This is a genomic window from Planococcus sp. SSTMD024 (assembly GCF_041320495.1).
In the GTDB taxonomy this organism is placed as follows: Bacteria; Bacillota; Bacilli; order Bacillales_A; family Planococcaceae; genus Planococcus.
In genome coordinates this window covers 1-15224 of the sequence record NZ_JBGGNS010000010.1, presented here as the reverse complement: position 1 = coordinate 15224, position 15224 = coordinate 1, and the positions used below count along the sequence as shown (strand labels likewise).

Annotated in this window: 15 protein-coding genes; 3 read left to right on the top strand and 12 right to left on the bottom strand. The window is 49.4% G+C overall.

Annotated elements, in window-relative coordinates:
* Positions 1-12 precede the first annotated feature (12 nt).
* The gene (locus AB9R92_RS02310; RefSeq protein WP_370667919.1) at positions 13-1011 is read left to right on the top strand and encodes an ion channel; all 999 of its coding nucleotides are present in this window, start codon (positions 13-15) and stop codon (positions 1009-1011) included.
* 185 nt (positions 1012-1196) lie between these two features.
* Complete coding sequence (locus tag AB9R92_RS02305; protein ID WP_370667918.1) at positions 1197-1928, top strand: YqcI/YcgG family protein; 732 nt, start codon at positions 1197-1199, stop codon at positions 1926-1928.
* 50 nt (positions 1929-1978) lie between these two features.
* On the opposite strand, the gene AB9R92_RS02300 is transcribed toward AB9R92_RS02305, so the two are convergent.
* The 5 genes from AB9R92_RS02300 to AB9R92_RS02280 form a co-directional block, all read right to left on the bottom strand.
* The gene (locus tag AB9R92_RS02300; RefSeq protein ID WP_370667917.1) at positions 1979-2968 is read right to left on the bottom strand and encodes a LacI family DNA-binding transcriptional regulator; all 990 of its coding nucleotides are present in this window, start codon (positions 2966-2968) and stop codon (positions 1979-1981) included.
* Between the two features lie 289 nt (positions 2969-3257).
* Positions 3258-4148, bottom strand: coding sequence for an HNH endonuclease (locus AB9R92_RS02295; RefSeq protein WP_370667916.1), 891 nt, complete (start codon positions 4146-4148; stop codon positions 3258-3260).
* A gap of 123 nt (positions 4149-4271) precedes the next feature.
* Entirely contained in the window at positions 4272-5054 is a 783-nt protein-coding gene (locus AB9R92_RS02290) for a cytochrome c oxidase assembly protein (RefSeq protein ID WP_370667915.1), read from the bottom strand.
* A gap of 4 nt (positions 5055-5058) precedes the next feature.
* A complete protein-coding gene (locus tag AB9R92_RS02285) occupies positions 5059-5544 on the bottom strand; it encodes a DUF2243 domain-containing protein (protein WP_370667914.1) in 486 nt (161 codons plus the stop codon).
* 91 nt (positions 5545-5635) lie between these two features.
* A complete protein-coding gene (locus tag AB9R92_RS02280) occupies positions 5636-6064 on the bottom strand; it encodes an Hsp20/alpha crystallin family protein (protein ID WP_370667912.1) in 429 nt (142 codons plus the stop codon).
* Between the two features lie 382 nt (positions 6065-6446).
* Here AB9R92_RS02280 and AB9R92_RS02275 point away from each other — a divergent pair, with 382 nt between their 5' ends.
* Positions 6447-6644, top strand: a complete 198-nt coding sequence (locus AB9R92_RS02275; RefSeq protein WP_058380680.1) for a hypothetical protein — start codon at positions 6447-6449, stop codon at positions 6642-6644.
* Between the two features lie 96 nt (positions 6645-6740).
* Here AB9R92_RS02275 and AB9R92_RS02270 read toward each other — a convergent pair whose 3' ends face one another.
* The 7 genes from AB9R92_RS02270 to AB9R92_RS02240 form a co-directional block, all read right to left on the bottom strand.
* Positions 6741-6902 (bottom strand): hypothetical protein, encoded by a 162-nt coding sequence (locus tag AB9R92_RS02270; protein ID WP_167399200.1) that lies wholly within the window; start codon positions 6900-6902, stop codon positions 6741-6743.
* A 183-nt stretch (positions 6903-7085) separates the two neighbouring features.
* Positions 7086-8600, bottom strand: a complete 1515-nt coding sequence (locus AB9R92_RS02265) for an AbgT family transporter (RefSeq protein ID WP_370667911.1) — start codon at positions 8598-8600, stop codon at positions 7086-7088.
* A 21-nt stretch (positions 8601-8621) separates the two neighbouring features.
* On the bottom strand, positions 8622-9935 hold the full coding sequence (locus AB9R92_RS02260; protein WP_370667910.1) for a helix-turn-helix domain-containing protein: 1314 nt from the start codon (positions 9933-9935) through the stop codon (positions 8622-8624).
* On the bottom strand, positions 9919-11166 hold the full coding sequence (locus AB9R92_RS02255; RefSeq protein ID WP_370667909.1) for a M20 family metallo-hydrolase: 1248 nt from the start codon (positions 11164-11166) through the stop codon (positions 9919-9921). The genes AB9R92_RS02260 and AB9R92_RS02255 overlap by 17 nt, the downstream gene beginning before the upstream one ends.
* Positions 11147-12475 carry an amidohydrolase gene (locus AB9R92_RS02250; protein WP_370667908.1) on the bottom strand — a complete coding sequence of 443 codons (1329 nt, stop codon included), beginning with the start codon at positions 12473-12475 and terminating at the stop codon, positions 11147-11149. The genes AB9R92_RS02255 and AB9R92_RS02250 overlap by 20 nt, the downstream gene beginning before the upstream one ends.
* 11 nt (positions 12476-12486) lie before the next feature.
* Positions 12487-13662: a M20 metallopeptidase family protein gene (locus AB9R92_RS02245; RefSeq protein ID WP_370667907.1), complete on the bottom strand. Its 1176-nt coding sequence runs from the start codon at positions 13660-13662 to the stop codon at positions 12487-12489.
* Between the two features lie 211 nt (positions 13663-13873).
* Positions 13874-14665 carry a hypothetical protein gene (locus AB9R92_RS02240; RefSeq protein WP_370667906.1) on the bottom strand — a complete coding sequence of 264 codons (792 nt, stop codon included), beginning with the start codon at positions 14663-14665 and terminating at the stop codon, positions 13874-13876.
* Positions 14666-15224: the final 559 nt, after the last annotated feature.

Sequence of the window (15224 nt, the reverse complement as noted above, 5' to 3'; positions counted from 1 at the left end):
GGAGGAATATTGATGGATCAGCTTTATCTATTTATCGGCATCCTCATCGTCGTCCTCACATTGATCGATTTCATCTGGACGACTTTATGGGTCGACGGTGGCGCCGGCCCATTGACCAACAAGCTTACTTCCGCCTACTGGACGATCCATAAACAAGTGAGCCGGAACAATGCAAAACTCCTGAGCCTTGCGGGGCCGATTATCCTGGTTTCCACCTTGGCGACTTGGATTTTCCTGCTATGGACTGGCTGGACGTTTATTTTTGCAAGTTCTGATATGATTGTCGATACAAAAGATGGCGGCCCGCTGTCTTGGATTGAATACGCCTATTATGCAGGGTATTTGATCTTCACGCTTGGCAATGGCGAATTCGCGCCGGATGACGGCATCTGGCAGATTGTGGCGATCTTTGCGACCGGAACCGGCATGCTATTCATTACATTTGGCGTCACCTATTTGCTGCAGGTCTTGAGCGCCGTAACGGAAAAACGTTCGCTTGCCTCAAGCATCAGCGGCATCGCCAAAGATCCCGCCTCGTTAGTCAACAATGCATGGAATGGGAACAACTTCGACAATCTCAACCTATTGCTTGATACGTTCGCGAATGACTTAAGCAATGCCGTATCGAAATACAATGCCTATCCCGTCCTCCATTATTACCGCAGTTCGACACATGACCGCTCACTGCCCGTGAATATCGTCGTACTCGATGAATCATTGACTTTGCTGAAACACGGCGTACCGCCGGAGGTCCAGCCAAACACTTTATTGATGCTGGAACTCTCAAGCAGCATCACCAGTTATTTGGATACCTTGCATAGCTCATCCATCGACGCATCCACCGTGGTCCCGCCCCATCAAGTGCTGGCGAATCTCGACCGTTCGATTCCGACTGTCGATGCAGAGTCCTATGAAAAAGCGATGGAATCTCTTGAGCGGCGCAGAAGAAAGCTTCTCGGCCTTGTGGAAATGACGGGCGAGGAATGGCCGGGTACAGCAACCGACCTTTGATCAATAAATGAATCAAACTCCCCTTAATACCAACCGAAAAGCCGGTCATGAAAAAGCGCGATTTCCTGGCGCTTTTTTCATTTCCTGTTATTGTCGTTTTTCCAACAAAGTAAGAAAAGGTGTTTCAATTAAAACCATTGAGGGAACAATTTGAAGGGTGAGATTTTGAAAATGGAGGCTAATTAATGCAAACGACTATACCTGCTTTATTGACAAAAGAAGATTTTACGAACCGCACCGACCTGCCTGACTGGTTGCTGCGTGAATACAAGACTTTCCATGAAACGGTGACGGACAAGACGTTTCCGTGCTATTTTGGCAGAAGCGGCGAATTGAAAAGCGAGCTGCGCTATGCATACATAAGCCAGGATGATTGGTCCAACTTGCCGGGAGCCGTTGCGGAATTTTTGACATTATTCGAAGACCCGAAACATAAGCGGCATGGCCTGTTTGTGTTTGTGGAGCCGTTTGAATCCGAAGGGCCGCTCGATGCTTACCGCAAGCAGTTCTGGGAGATTCTGCAGTATCTTCATGACATGGATGATACCGAATGGCCGGACCAAGCGCCACGGGATCCTGATCATTATCTATGGGATTTCAACTTCAAAGGAGAACCCATTTTCATCTTTGGCAACGCGCCTGCCTATAAACAGCGGCGCACCCGCCACCTCGGAAATTCGATGGTACTCGGATTCCAGCCGAGAAGGATCTTCGAAGGACTGACAGGCACTGAAAAAGGCGGCATTATGTCGCGCGAGAAGGTGCGGGAACGTGTCGAGAAATGGGACGAATTGCCGACCCACCCAGACATCAGCCATTTTGGGGACCCTGAACACAATGAATGGAAACAATTCTTCATCGGGGATGATATTGAACCAGTCAAAGGCAAATGCCCGTTTTCGCATAAAGAACTCTAACCATAGAAAAGCGTCCGGACAGGAAGACTGTCCGGACGCTTTATTTATGGTCACGCTTTACTTTTTTGCCGCTCTTTAAACTTCTTCACAGTGGTTCCCTTGACGAGTTGCAATTCGTCCTCGACAGCTTGTACCTCCGTCTCTTTTCCTTCGATCTGCTGGAGCAGGCGCCCCATCACTCGCTGGGCAAATGGCTGTGCAGCCGATGGCGGTTTAACAGCTGTTAATTCAACAGCCCCCTCTTCTTCCGGTTCTCCTACCACCACGATGCTGATGTCTTTTGGCACTTTGAATCCCGCGCTTTTCAGGGCATTGAATAATTTCAGCCCATCTTCATAGCTCGCTGCGACAAAAGCGCTCGTCGGTTTCTTGAACGACCGGAGTTTGGCTGCAATGGCGTCGAAATCCGAAGGGCTTTGTGTCGTATGGATTCGTTTTTTGCGCAGTTTCAATTGATGATGGGCCAATGCTTCATAGAATCCTTGAAGCTTTTCACCGCTGTCCGGAAGATCCCCCCCTACCCAAGCGATCTGGTGGTGGCCTTTTTCAGCAAGATGGCCGGCAGCAAGATATGCTGCTTTTCGCCCATCCAATGGTTTCGCGTCATCCGCTGTCTCTTCGGCTTGTAAAAAAACAAGGCCCGTTTCATTAAAATATTCCTGCAGTTCGCTCGGAATGCCGCCAATGCCGATAACGCCAACAGCGCCGTTCACTAAGGTTTTGCTCTCTTCCAATGATTCACTTCCAGTCAACGCATATCCCGCCAGCTGATAACCGGACAACTGTGCCGATTCGGTCAATTCTTGCAAACGGGAAAAGTCGCCGGGGGCGCAATCCTTCGAAAAAAGCACCGCTACCTGTTTCGACGGTACCGCCGGTTCTGCATTCGAAATGTTTGCGTTTCCGTAATCCAATTCAGCCAAGGCTTGCATCACTTTGTCATACGTTTCTTTTCTGACTTGCTCAGGCCGATTCAATACACGGGACACAGTCGTTTGAGATACACCTGCATGTTTTGCTACTTCTGTTGTCGATACCATCTCCGCCACCCTCTCCATTCATTCACTAATCGAATATACTATACCATACCACCACGAAATATTCATCAAGATATTCAAACTCCCGATCTATTTCACACAACACCAAACCCCAGCAGAAGAATGAGTGCTTTCCACTCATCCACACTGAATTAATAGTGAATATTTTTTGAATATATTTATGATAATGTTCTATTCATAATTATTCATTTATGGATAACTAAAAAGGCGGGGAGCTTATCGCTTCGGGATAAATAAAAAGCGCGTGGCCACTGCCGCGCGCTTTGCTCTTTTATTCATTTATGAAACAATTATTCCTATGCCATCTGAAAAATGGCGTATTCAAATCACTTGCGGCGATGCGCATATTTTTCTTTAAGCCGTACTTACCTGCTTCCCGTTGAAGCGATGTCGACATCCTGAGCGTGCCTGCACCGGTGAAGGCAATTTGTCCGCTTTCGTAAAGCCCGGCGTGGTTGGCGCATAATAGTGTGCCATTCGCCGGGTCGATCCGTTCCGCATCGGTGCTATCCTTCCAAGGCTTGCTGTAAACCGCTCTTAGCAGCGCAGGATTGGAGAGGCTGCAAATGGCGCACTTGTTTCCACGCTGTTCCAATTGCAGTGTTTTAAACCGCCCTGTCAATACCCTGAATTTTTGCCGCAGCAAGTATTCAGAATCCATCATCCAGGCGGTCAAGGAATTGTATTTTTCCTCACGCACTGCATCATAAACAAATTCCAATTGTTCTATGTTCCGCCATTTCGATGACGACAATAATTCCAAAAACGCCAATGCCAATGATTCATTGCACGGGTATAAATAACCGGAGTTGCCATTGCCGTCGGGCTGGAAAGCAGAGTATTTGACCGGCAGGTATTCTGCCACTACCTTGATGCAAGACGCGATTTCCAAAGGTTCATCCAGCTCCAAATATTCACAAGGTGCCACCCATTCAGCTTCTTGCGCACCTGTATTTTGTTCCCGTGCATCTTCCTGGATAGTCCCGACCGCAACGAGTGCCCCCCTGACATAATGGAAGGTCCGGTCTCCTTTTTGCAGCGATTTTACGCGACTCCATGAATGCGGCGTCGCTCCTGATTTATCTTTCATAGGCGCACGGAGAATTCCGAGGCGCTTTTCTTCTCTGTAAGTTTCCCCCTGCATGACGATGTAGCTATTCATTACGTGCCTCCTGACCATTGCTTTCTTCTATTCTACCATCAATTTGCTCTTTCCGCCCGGCCGCATGGAAAAAGCAAGGCGGGTTAAAACTCGAAAAAACCATCTCCCAAAAGGAAATGGCTTTCATATTGCGCGGGCGATTCGCCCGGGTGCTGTCGCTTTATGCCAGCTATAGCAAAAAAGGATGATGATGGCCATATCGACTGCATCTCCACCATAATACATTATCAGCGCCCCCATCTCCCCATCAGTTGTCGTGACTCCGGCTGGAGGCATGGCGTATAGGGATTTCGCTAATACCTTATGGGCCGCAAGTACCACAATCAAAACTGCGGCGCGCAACCGGAATGAATGCCGATGCGCAGTCAAATCGGGGTACAAAATTGACCAAGTGAACACATATCCCGCCACTAAAACATGAATATGGACCAATGCATAAATCCATGTTGATTGATGCATCAATAAGAAAAGATCTGTCCGGTACAGAATGAACAGCCCGCCAAAATTCAAGATAGCAGTACTGACAGGGTGGCTGACAATTGCAATAAAATGGCTGTTCAACAGCCGGCTCAGACGGCGCGCCGCATTTGTCGGCAAGCCCCTCATCAATAAGGTTAAAGGTTTGCCATGCAGCAGTAGCAGCGGCGCCAGCATGCCGAGCAGCAAATGCCCTGTCATATGGGCAGAAAAACTCGTATGCGCTGTGTCCGCCAACGGGCCGACCAGAGCCGCTCCTGCCGCAATGACGCCGGCATACCAAAACAAGTAACGGTGCACAGGCCATTTTTTGTAGCGTTCATTGGTCCAGATCGCGAGCATCGGGTAAAACATCAGCGCCCACGCCAGCAATAAAGCCGCCGTCAGCTGAAACCAAGGTTCCACCGGGCTAAGGTAGTGATGTAGCATCTCGTCACGCGGACCGCCTTTCCTTGCTGGATTTTGCAAGAACAAGCCCTGCAATGAGCAATGCGGCACCAAACAGGTTCCAGCTCAAGTCATAAGGCCATAATTCGACATGGTAACGAACCTGATGGGTTCTAAGTACTTTGTGGTCGATGATGCCGTCAAACAGCTGGAATCCCCCTGCGCCAATGAGAATCGAGGCTATCCAGTACCGCATCTGGACCGCTTGGCGCCTTCTTAGATCCGCGAACATGAACAGCCCGCCGATCGCTGCAAACCAAGCGAATGAGTTCAGTAAGCCATCTGCAAAAATGCCGATTTGAGGTGTCGCCAAATCATAGAAATGATGCCATTGAAGCAATTGGTGGAAAATAACTTCATCGATAAATGCCATCATGCCGATGCCGAACAATAAACCGGACCAGAAATTCCTCTTTCTGAGCTTTGAGTTCATTTCTTCAGCGTTCGATGGTTCTGCCTTTTCCATCTGCATACCTCACCTTCTGACAATATCCACACTTACCTAATATTATACCCATGCAGCTTTTAAGGAAACGAAAAAAAAGAGCCTCTGGCCGGGCTCTTCACTCGATTTCGATGCGTTTGCCATTTCCGGACTCTTTTTCTTCCGGCTTCGGCACAGTTAATTGCAAGACACCATCCTTGAAATTCCCTTTGATGGCCTGGTCATCGACATCCCCGACATAGAAGCTGCGTTTGAAGGATCCAAAAGAGCGTTCCTTGCGGATGTAATGGCCTTCGTCTTCCGACGTTTCCGAGCTTTCTTCTTTTTTGCCGCTGATTGATAGATAGCCGTCTTTGTAATCGACTTGGATGTCATCTTTTGAGAAACCAGGAACATCGACCACCACTTCGTATTGCCCATTCGCTTCTTTTACATCGACTTGCGGGTAATTGCTTTCCTTGAAGAATCGGTCAAAAAAATCCGAATCCAAATCGCTTTGGAACAGTTTCGGGAAGAAATCCTCCCGCTTTCTGGGCATGAACTTCATCACTCTTCCTCCTCGATCGCCGATTATTTATAACGAGGCCAGAGACTCTTTTCCATAAACGATGCTGTTACTGTGAATTATAGGTGGTTTACTGCAAAAGTCAACCAGTTTTTTCCCAATTCCCAATTGTTCGAAGAATGCTCCCATATCTCCTTTTTGCCGGCAAAAAAGGCGGTACTTTTCCTTTTCGCAAGACTGATTTCAAAGGGCTGGCATCGATATTTTTCTGCTAAAACCATTGTCTTTGCGTTGGCAGTAAGTTTTGCTCTGAAAGTGGGTTTAAAAAAACCCCTTTACAGGAATACTACAGAAAGCATATGTGTACTACCAATATAGATTTCCCTGTTATAATGGGAGATATACACTGAAGGAGATGATAGCGATGGAAATGGGTACGATTAAAGGTTCGAGCATGATGGTGAAAGTGGTGCGTTCCCTTATGGAAGAAGGCTGGTCTTTTACACCGAACGAATTGGACATCATCGTCCGCGCCGAACATCCTGAAACCGGCGAATCCATCTCCTTCCCTTCATTCGGGAGCTTGAAAATGTGGCTCTACGAAAAAGGGCTTAGCTATTAACTGAAAAAGCTGCCCCTCTGCCGGATTGGCAGCAGGGACAGCTTTTTTGTTGGTCATTACAAGTTCATTAGCGGCAGTTCGAGAGCTGTTAGAGGTTCAGACAGACGGTTCAAGAATCGCCGGCTTTTTACATAGTGAAGCGTTGACGCCTTGTTTGCGCAGTTCGGAAACGATGGCGCCGTTGGTTTTTCTGCACGCTTCATACGATTCATCGAACATTCTTTTTAACTGCTTCATTTGATTGGATTGACGGTTCATTCCACACACCCTCCACTCGGATGACTTCCTAGACCAGTATACAGGGCAACTATGAACAAACTATTAACAAACGGAAAAAACTTTCGAAAACTCCGGTTCCCCCCATAACAACGTCCTCCCTGTGTTCTCAAATCAACCCAGCTCGCCAAAAAAATCCGCCTGCTAAGAGGCGGATTTTCTTTTTTACATGCGCAAGCTGATTCCAGGGCCGATCGGCAGCCCCGTCAACGCAAAGATGATCATCATGACAAGCCAGACCCCGAAGAAAATGAGGCTGTATGGCAACATTAAGGAAATTAATGTGCCAAGGCCCGCTTTTTTGTCGTATTCCCGCATAAAGGCGAGGACAATCAAAATATACGGATTGAGCGGCGTGATGATGTTCGTCGATGAATCCGCGATGCGGAACGCCAATTGGACAAATGCCGGATGATAATCAAGCAGCATAAACATCGGGATGAAAATCGGCGCCATCAACGCCCATTGTGCGGACCCGCTGAAAATCAAGAGATTCAACAGTGCGGCGAGGACACTGAAGCCGACCATGACCGGCAATCCTGTCATATTGATGCTCGTCAAGAATTCAGCGCTGTTGACGGCGAGCCAGATGCCGAGGTTGCTCCAGTTGAAATAATTGATGAACTGGGCTGCAGCGAAGATCAAGACGATATAGCCGGACATGTCCTTGATGGCATCTCCCATATAGACAGGAATATCTTTCGATTCGGTGATTTTCTTGACGGTGATGCCGTATGCAACAGCCACCGTTATGAAAAAGAACAAGATGATCGGGACGATGCCAGATAGGAATGGCGACGGGATGATGCCGCCGTCTTCGTTTCGGACAGGCGAACCAGGGAAGAACAGCAGCAAGGCGATCAAGCCAATATAGACAGCCCCTGCAATCACGGCATTTAATAAGCCTTTGTTTTCCTGTTTCGTCACCGGCTCAAAGGAATTATCGGCTTTGCCCGTGTATTTGCCGAGTCGCGGCTCGACCAACTTCTCGGTGATGATCGCCCCGACGATCGCCATGACCACGACCGAGGCACTCATGAAGTACCAGTTATCGACTGGCGTCACGACGAAAGAATCGTCGATGGCTCTGGCCGCTTCCGTGGAAATACCAGATAGCAGTGCGTCCGTTCCGGTAATAAGGATATTTGCTGTAAATCCAGCGCCGGTTCCGGCAAACCCGGCCGCAAGTCCAGCGAGCGGATGCCTCCCGACAGAAGCGAAGACCATCGCTGCAAGCGGCGGGACCAGGATAAAGGCGGCGTCTGACGCCAAGTTCCCCATGATCCCCGTGAAAATGACCGCATAAGTGATGAGTGATTTCGGTGCGTTCAGGATGGATTTTTTGATGGCGGTCTCCATCAGCCCGACACGTTCTGCCAAGCCGATTCCGAGCATCATGACGAGCACGAGCCCGAGCGGCGCAAAGCCGGTGAAGTTGTTGATCGTCTCTGCCAGGATATAGCGAATCCCTTCCCCTGAAACGATGCTTTGAATCGCCAGCTCCTCACCCGTTCCCGGATGGACGACTGTGGTGCCGAGCGAACTGACCAGCCATGACAGCAATACGACAAAAACTGCTAAGTATACAAAAATGAAGAATGGATCGGGCAAGCGGTTGCCCCACTTTTCAATGAAATTCAAAAATCCTTTTTTGTCTGGTTGTTCTGTCGGTGTTGCCATTCCCATTCCTCCCTTTTCGTTTTATGCACCGAATATCAATCGGTACAATTTTCGAGGCCGGCCACGCCGGCCGGCTTCTTCCCCCGCTACTTCCGCTACGCCGATGTTTTCGAGTTCCGTCAAGATCCGGCGCGCATTGCGTTCTGTGCTATTCATCCATTGCGATAATTCCAAGGCGGTGATTTCGTCTTTCGCATAATGGCGGGATAAGGATTCAATGCGTGCGATGACAGTTTGGCTGATCGCTGCGCCTTTCAGCGCTTCTTGCCATTTTGCCTCTGAGCTGCGTCGACTATAGCGGAGACGATCGCCCGATGAGTTGATTTCAGTCACTTTACCGCCTTCGTCGATATTGATGACGACGCCGTTTTCTTTTTCTCTTGCATAGTCGAGCGCCAGCCGCACATTCTGTTCAGACTCCGTGACGGTCCGGCCATAGCCGATGCCGATACGGACCTGGAACTTGCTGTTGGCAAAAATCTCTTCCTTCAATTCTTCAGGGTGATGGGATTTGCCGTAAAGCTCGAGTTCTCCCCGAGTCGTATAGATAAAATAGATGCCATTGCCCATTCCGACTTTCGAGCCTTTGACTTCTTCGGCGAAATCGATGAGCACGCGATTCATTGCGAGTTCCTGGCGTTCGATCTTGAATGGTGTCTTGCGCTGCTGCGCTTGGCTTGGGTAAATGATTTCGATGCCGATCATCGCCAATTGCTTCATGCGGTATAAATCCGACAGGCTTCTTTCCTTGATGACGGAAATCGCGCGGTGGGCTGCGAGTTCCGATACGCTGATCCGGTAGACAGGCACGCCGCGCTCCTTCAAGCCGTTATAGGCAGCGTGGACGCAAGTGAGCGCTGCTTGAATGTGCCCCGAACGGTACAGTTTCTCGTGATAGTCGATCAATTCCTCAGCTGGGATATAGCCGAGCTCCGGTGCCGTATGGATCTCCATTTTTTCCAGATCAAAATCCTTGAGCATTTTCAAAACTTCACGGCGCGGGACCGAATCGACGCTGATGCTCGACAACACTGCCCCTTCTTGCATAAAGGCATCGAGCATCGTCCCGAGCAAACTTGAGCCGTGCAGCAAAATATAATCCGCGTGATCCGCATCGATCAACTTTTCTTTCAATGCAAAATGATAAGGCGCGGGGCCTGAAAACAGCCAATGGCCAATGCGCGCTGAATGTTGGTTGATGATGTTTTTCGTTTCTTCCGTATGCTGGTAAATAAACGGGATGAGTTCGATGCCTTCTATACTTCTTGCCGCTTTCATCGTTTCATTGACCGAATCGTTCGGCCCGATCAACCCGACTTTAACGATCTCCCTCATTTGCAGTGGCCTCCATCAAGAAGCGGGACAATAATTCAACGCCCATCTTCAAATCTTCAGCAGTAGCGTATTCGTCAGGATGATGGCTCAAGCCATCCTTGCAGGGAATGAACAACAACCCGCTTGGCCAGGTTTGCGCCATATTCATGACATCATGCCCTGCGCCGCTATCCATCCGGTGCGCCAAATAAGCTTCATGGTCGCCGGCATTGACCAATTGCTGGGCGATGTTGTCATCGAGCAAAACGGATGGGTTGTCGACCAGCACTTCGATATCGATCTTTACGCCTGTCGTTTCTTCAATGCGCTTCGCTTCGCTCTGTATGGCATCTGCCATCTTCTTTTTCAATGAATCATCCACACTGCGGATATCGACCCCTGCTGTGACGGTTTGCGGGATGACGTTCATCGAATTCGGCGAAGCCGTCAATGTCGAGACGGTGGCGACCAATGATTTTTCGTATGCGTCGTTCATTTGAAGCGCCGTCTCCTGGACAAACGAAATGAACGGCGCAGCAGCTGCCAGCGCATCTTGCCTTTGGTCCATTGGCGTCGTCCCTGTATGGCCGGCCTTTCCGTTAAACGTGACCGCTAAGCGGATGGGGCAAGCGACGCCTTTGACGACACCATAATCTTTTTCATGATTGACGATATGCATCCCTTGTTCGATATGCAGCTCGACAAAGCATTTCAACTCTTGTTTCGGGCGCTTCGCATTCATCAGGTCTTGCCATACAAACCCTTGGCTTTCGACAGCTTGCGCAAGCGTGATGCCGTGTTGGTCTTCAAGCGTGCCTATGGACGGATCCAATAATCCGCTCATCGCTTTGCTGCCGATCGTCGAGACGCCAAAACGCGACGATTCTTCCGAACGGAAGCAAATGACTTCGATCGGGCACTGCGGTTGAAAATCGGCCTCTTTCAGCATCTTGATGGCCCCGAGCCCGCATACGACGCCTGCACCGCCGTCGAATGCCCCCCCGTTTGGCACAGTGTCAAGATGCGACCCGGTCGCAACTGCCGCACGCCCGCCCACAACGTTCCAGCGGGCGATGGCATTACCTGCGGCGTCTTCTGAAACCTCGAGCCCCAGTTCTTCAGCGATCGCTTTAAAGACCTCAATGGCCTCTGTTTCTGCCGCTGTATAGCCTTCACGTGTAAACCCTTGCGGTTGGACCAGTGCATCGCTCAAATTCATCCGCAGTAATTGCTCAATCAGCCAGTTCTTCACGGGTCTCGTCCTCCTTCAGCAAATGATCGGTCGTCCGGATCAACGTTTCCAATCCTGCCGCCAATGCCTGTTCCTCGTAATCAAAACGCGGGTGGTGATGGCCTGCCGGCAAGGGGCTGGCAAAAATCATGAATGTCGCTTTGCCGCCGCGGTCGCGGACTCGCTCCAGCATATACGTGACATCTTCTGACGCGCCGATCGGCAAATGCGGCACGATGTTCAAGCGTTTCGACACTCCACAGGCCCGATCCACGGTATCAGCAAACTCAAGATCTGCGTCGGCTGAAATCGCTTTTCCCATATGCTCGATTTCCAATTCGACATCAAACATCGCTGCGCTCGCTTTTAGGATGCGCACTGCTTGGTCCTGCATGTATTCGTCCAATTCGTTGGTCTCGCCGCGCGTCTCGATTTCCATCAGCGCTCGATCAGGGATGATATTGCGCCCCGATCCGGCATGCAAGGTGCCGACATTGATGCGAGTCGCCCCGTCTTTATGGCGCGAAATGCCGTGTAAGTGCATGGTGGCGGATGCTGCCGCGAGCAAAGCATTGCGGCCTGCGTTCGGTTCTAATCCGGAATGCGCCGATTTGCCGCTGAATTTCGCATTGATTTTGGAACTCGCCAAAAACTTGGACGTAGCCGCTGCGACAGTGCCTGATGGCAGATCGTGTATGCCGACATGGCCGCTCAGGAAATAATCCGCATCGTCGAGCCAGCCTTTATCGACAACGGCCTTCGCCCCGCGTCCGCCTTCTTCGGCTGGCTGAAAGATAATCGTGTACTTGCCCCGCAGATTGTCTTTTTCATTCGCCAGGTATTCAGCCAGCCCGAGCCCGATAGCGGCATGCCCATCGTGGCCGCAGGCGTGCATCATGCCGGGAACTTCTGAGCGGAAAGCATGCTTAGCCGGCACATGGCTTGAAGTATCGTCTTCTTCAATGGGCAAGGCATCGATATCAAAGCGATAAGCGAAATTCGGCCCCTTTTTGCCGGTATCGAGCACAGCAACAAATCCGGTATGGCCGCCTTTCATCCGCTCCAGAAAGTCACGAGGGACACCTTGATCGAGTGCCCGTTGTTCTTGTTGCTCCAGAAATTGTTGTCGCGGCACGCCCATGCGTTCAGCACTTGTTAAAAAATCGGTGCCGAAAAAAAATTCAAAGCCTTTACCGGCTAGCTGTTCGCTTAACTCATACGTCGTCACATATTCCGCAAAACCGATTTCAGGATATTTATGCCGTTTGCGCCTTTGGTCGATGAGATGCGGTTCTATTTCTTCCATAAACTGCTCAATAGCATCTGCCATGTCCATTCCTCCTATTTATTCAATTCCGCAAGCACATCGAGTGCTGCTTGCGCCATGAGTCCGGTCCCGATCGGCAATGCCTGTTCGTCGATCATAAAACCCGGGTCATGGAGCGGCTTTTGGTTTTCCCCGACCGATGTACCGAGCCAGTAGTAAACGCCTTCATACTTTTTCAAGAAGCGCCCGAAATCTTCGCCAGCCATGCTGCCGATCACTTCAGGAGCAGATTCCGTACCCAATTGCCTTTTCGCAGAGTCACGGACCACTTCAGCCCAGCGTTTTGTATTGACCGTTGCCGGATATCCGTCCGAATAGTCAATTTCACACGAGCCGCCCATCATTTCGGCTGTCCCTTGGACGACTTCGTGGAACCGTTTTTTCAATAATTTCTTCGTCTCGTCTGATAATGAACGGATCGTGCCTTCTAGCACCACGCAGTCTGCTACGACATTATAGCGGTAGCCGCCGGTGATTTTTCCGATCGTGATGACGCCGGAGTCCATCGGGTTGGCGTTTCGGCTGATGATGGTCTGGATCGCCGACATCACTTGGTTGGCGATGACGATGGCATCAATTGTCTGATGCGGCATCGAGGCATGGCCGCCCGATCCGTGGATCGTAACGTGGAAACGGTCAGAATTCCCCATGATAGCCCCGTCAATGACGCCAACTTGCCCGGCTGGAAGCCCTGGCCAAACGTGCTGCGCCAATAAGACGTCCGGCTGGTAGCGATCGAACACCCCGTCTGCCATCATCTGTTCTGCTCCGCCAGTCGGCGCATTTTCTTCAGCCGGCTGGAAGACGAGCAATACCGTTCCCGCTATCTCGTCTTTTTGTTGCTGGAGCAATTTTCCCACTCCCAGCAGCATCGCAGTATGCGCATCATGGCCGCATGCATGCATTTTCCCGTCGACTTTGGATTTGAACGGAACATCTGCTTTCTCCAGGATCGGCAAAGCGTCGATATCGGCACGCAAGCCCACCGTTTTCCCGGGCTTGCCCCCTTCAATGACGCCGAGCACACCTGTTTTCGCAAATCCAGTGTGGTATTGAATGCCGTATTCATCGAGCTTTGCCTGGATTTTTTTCGAAGTTTCCATTTCTTCGCCGCTCAGTTCTGGATGTTCATGGAGATCCTGGCGGAACGCGCGTATTTCTTCAAATAATTCTTGTGCTTGTTGTTTCATGGATGTCACCTGCTTTTCTTATTTAAGGAAATAAACCTTAATCCTTCCGTTAATAGAAAGTGTACCGTACTTGCCTTGTGAAATGCTACCCCTCATTTAGACTTTTCTGAATATCCTTTCAATAAAAAGAAGCCTTCGCTGCTGCGAAGGCTTCTTCAAAAGTCGTGTTATCTTCATTCTGCTGAACGGTCGTATAGTATGGGAAGAAAAATCAGCCGTATAACGCGGTGAATTGATTTTTGCGCTCCTCAATGACAGTGAAAATCGCATAATCGTGTACTTCGTTGTATTTGGTGCCCAGTGTTTCCAAGTACTCCGCCAGTTCAGTGTAAAGCTTCTCGTAGATTTCCATGAAGGGCGGGCCAGTGAGTTCCCTGATTGTTCTCGTGTAGTCGTCCGCCTGTTCCGTTTCGCCCGCTTGCCTCATAACATACAGTTCGCTTAAGCTGTGGATTAAATGGCGGAATGTTCCTGTAAAATATGGCGCAGAAAAACTTTCTTCCTTTTTCGCCAAGACAAACGGCAAGCTTTTCAAAAACATATCCGCAGATCCTTCCAACCCGTGCCGGATGGCTGAACTATGGACCTGGCAGAAATACGTTTGCCAGCATTGGTAGTTGTCACTTTTGTCCAACTCCTGCCATTCGGCGTGCCGCCGAATATCCATATTTTGCTTAAAATGTTCAATCGCCTGGCCGATCACGAAGGCAATCAAGGGAATGGTGTCGTCTCCCGATATTTCAATGCCGATGATGCTTTTAACGCCAAATGGATGATGGACCGCTTTCTTGCCGTCAAATTCATCGTCGATGATGCCGTATTCAGTGAAAATCGCATGGCTGAAATCTTTGCGTTCACTGTAAAAGAAAAGTAGTTCAATCTTATCTTTAAAATTAAACGGTTTGTATGCTGTTTTCGCTTTTTTCACCATAGCCGGAATGTCAATTTCCGGCTCTCCATCCATCAATTCAATGTAGCGGATCCCTTGTTCCGTTGTTTTCAATGGGTTTACTCCTTCTCTGTATGTCCATCTCTCGCCATTTTTCAAGTCATTTCCATTCTCGACTGATAGTCCTATTATAAGAAAAAGCTTTTCAAAAATACAAGCAAGAGCATTTTCCCTTTTTTTAAAAAGTATAAACATTCAAGTAGCTAGACCGCGGCATGGCGCACGCTGGCTTCCTTCTGGATTTTCCCTCTGCTTAACTATGCCATTTAACGCAAAAAATAATAATTACCCAGTCATTCAGCCCGCTAATTAACTGCCTCACCACCTTTTTCCGTGTTTCAGCTCACCAACCCCTACGGTTAGCTTATATCCTGTAAACTTACATAATAATCAGTTAAATCCGGTCTCGAAAGCACAGGCTTTATTTTTTGGAACCAGATGAAAGCGCTTCAAAAATCTTGTCGCCTGTTGTTTTGACCGGCAACCAGAATGATCAAAAGGGAGAGATTATTATGACAGCAACAACTAAAGGTTTAGAAGGTGTAGTCGCAACACAATCGGCGATCAGTTCGATCATCGATGATACCCTTACATACGTCGGCTACAACATCGA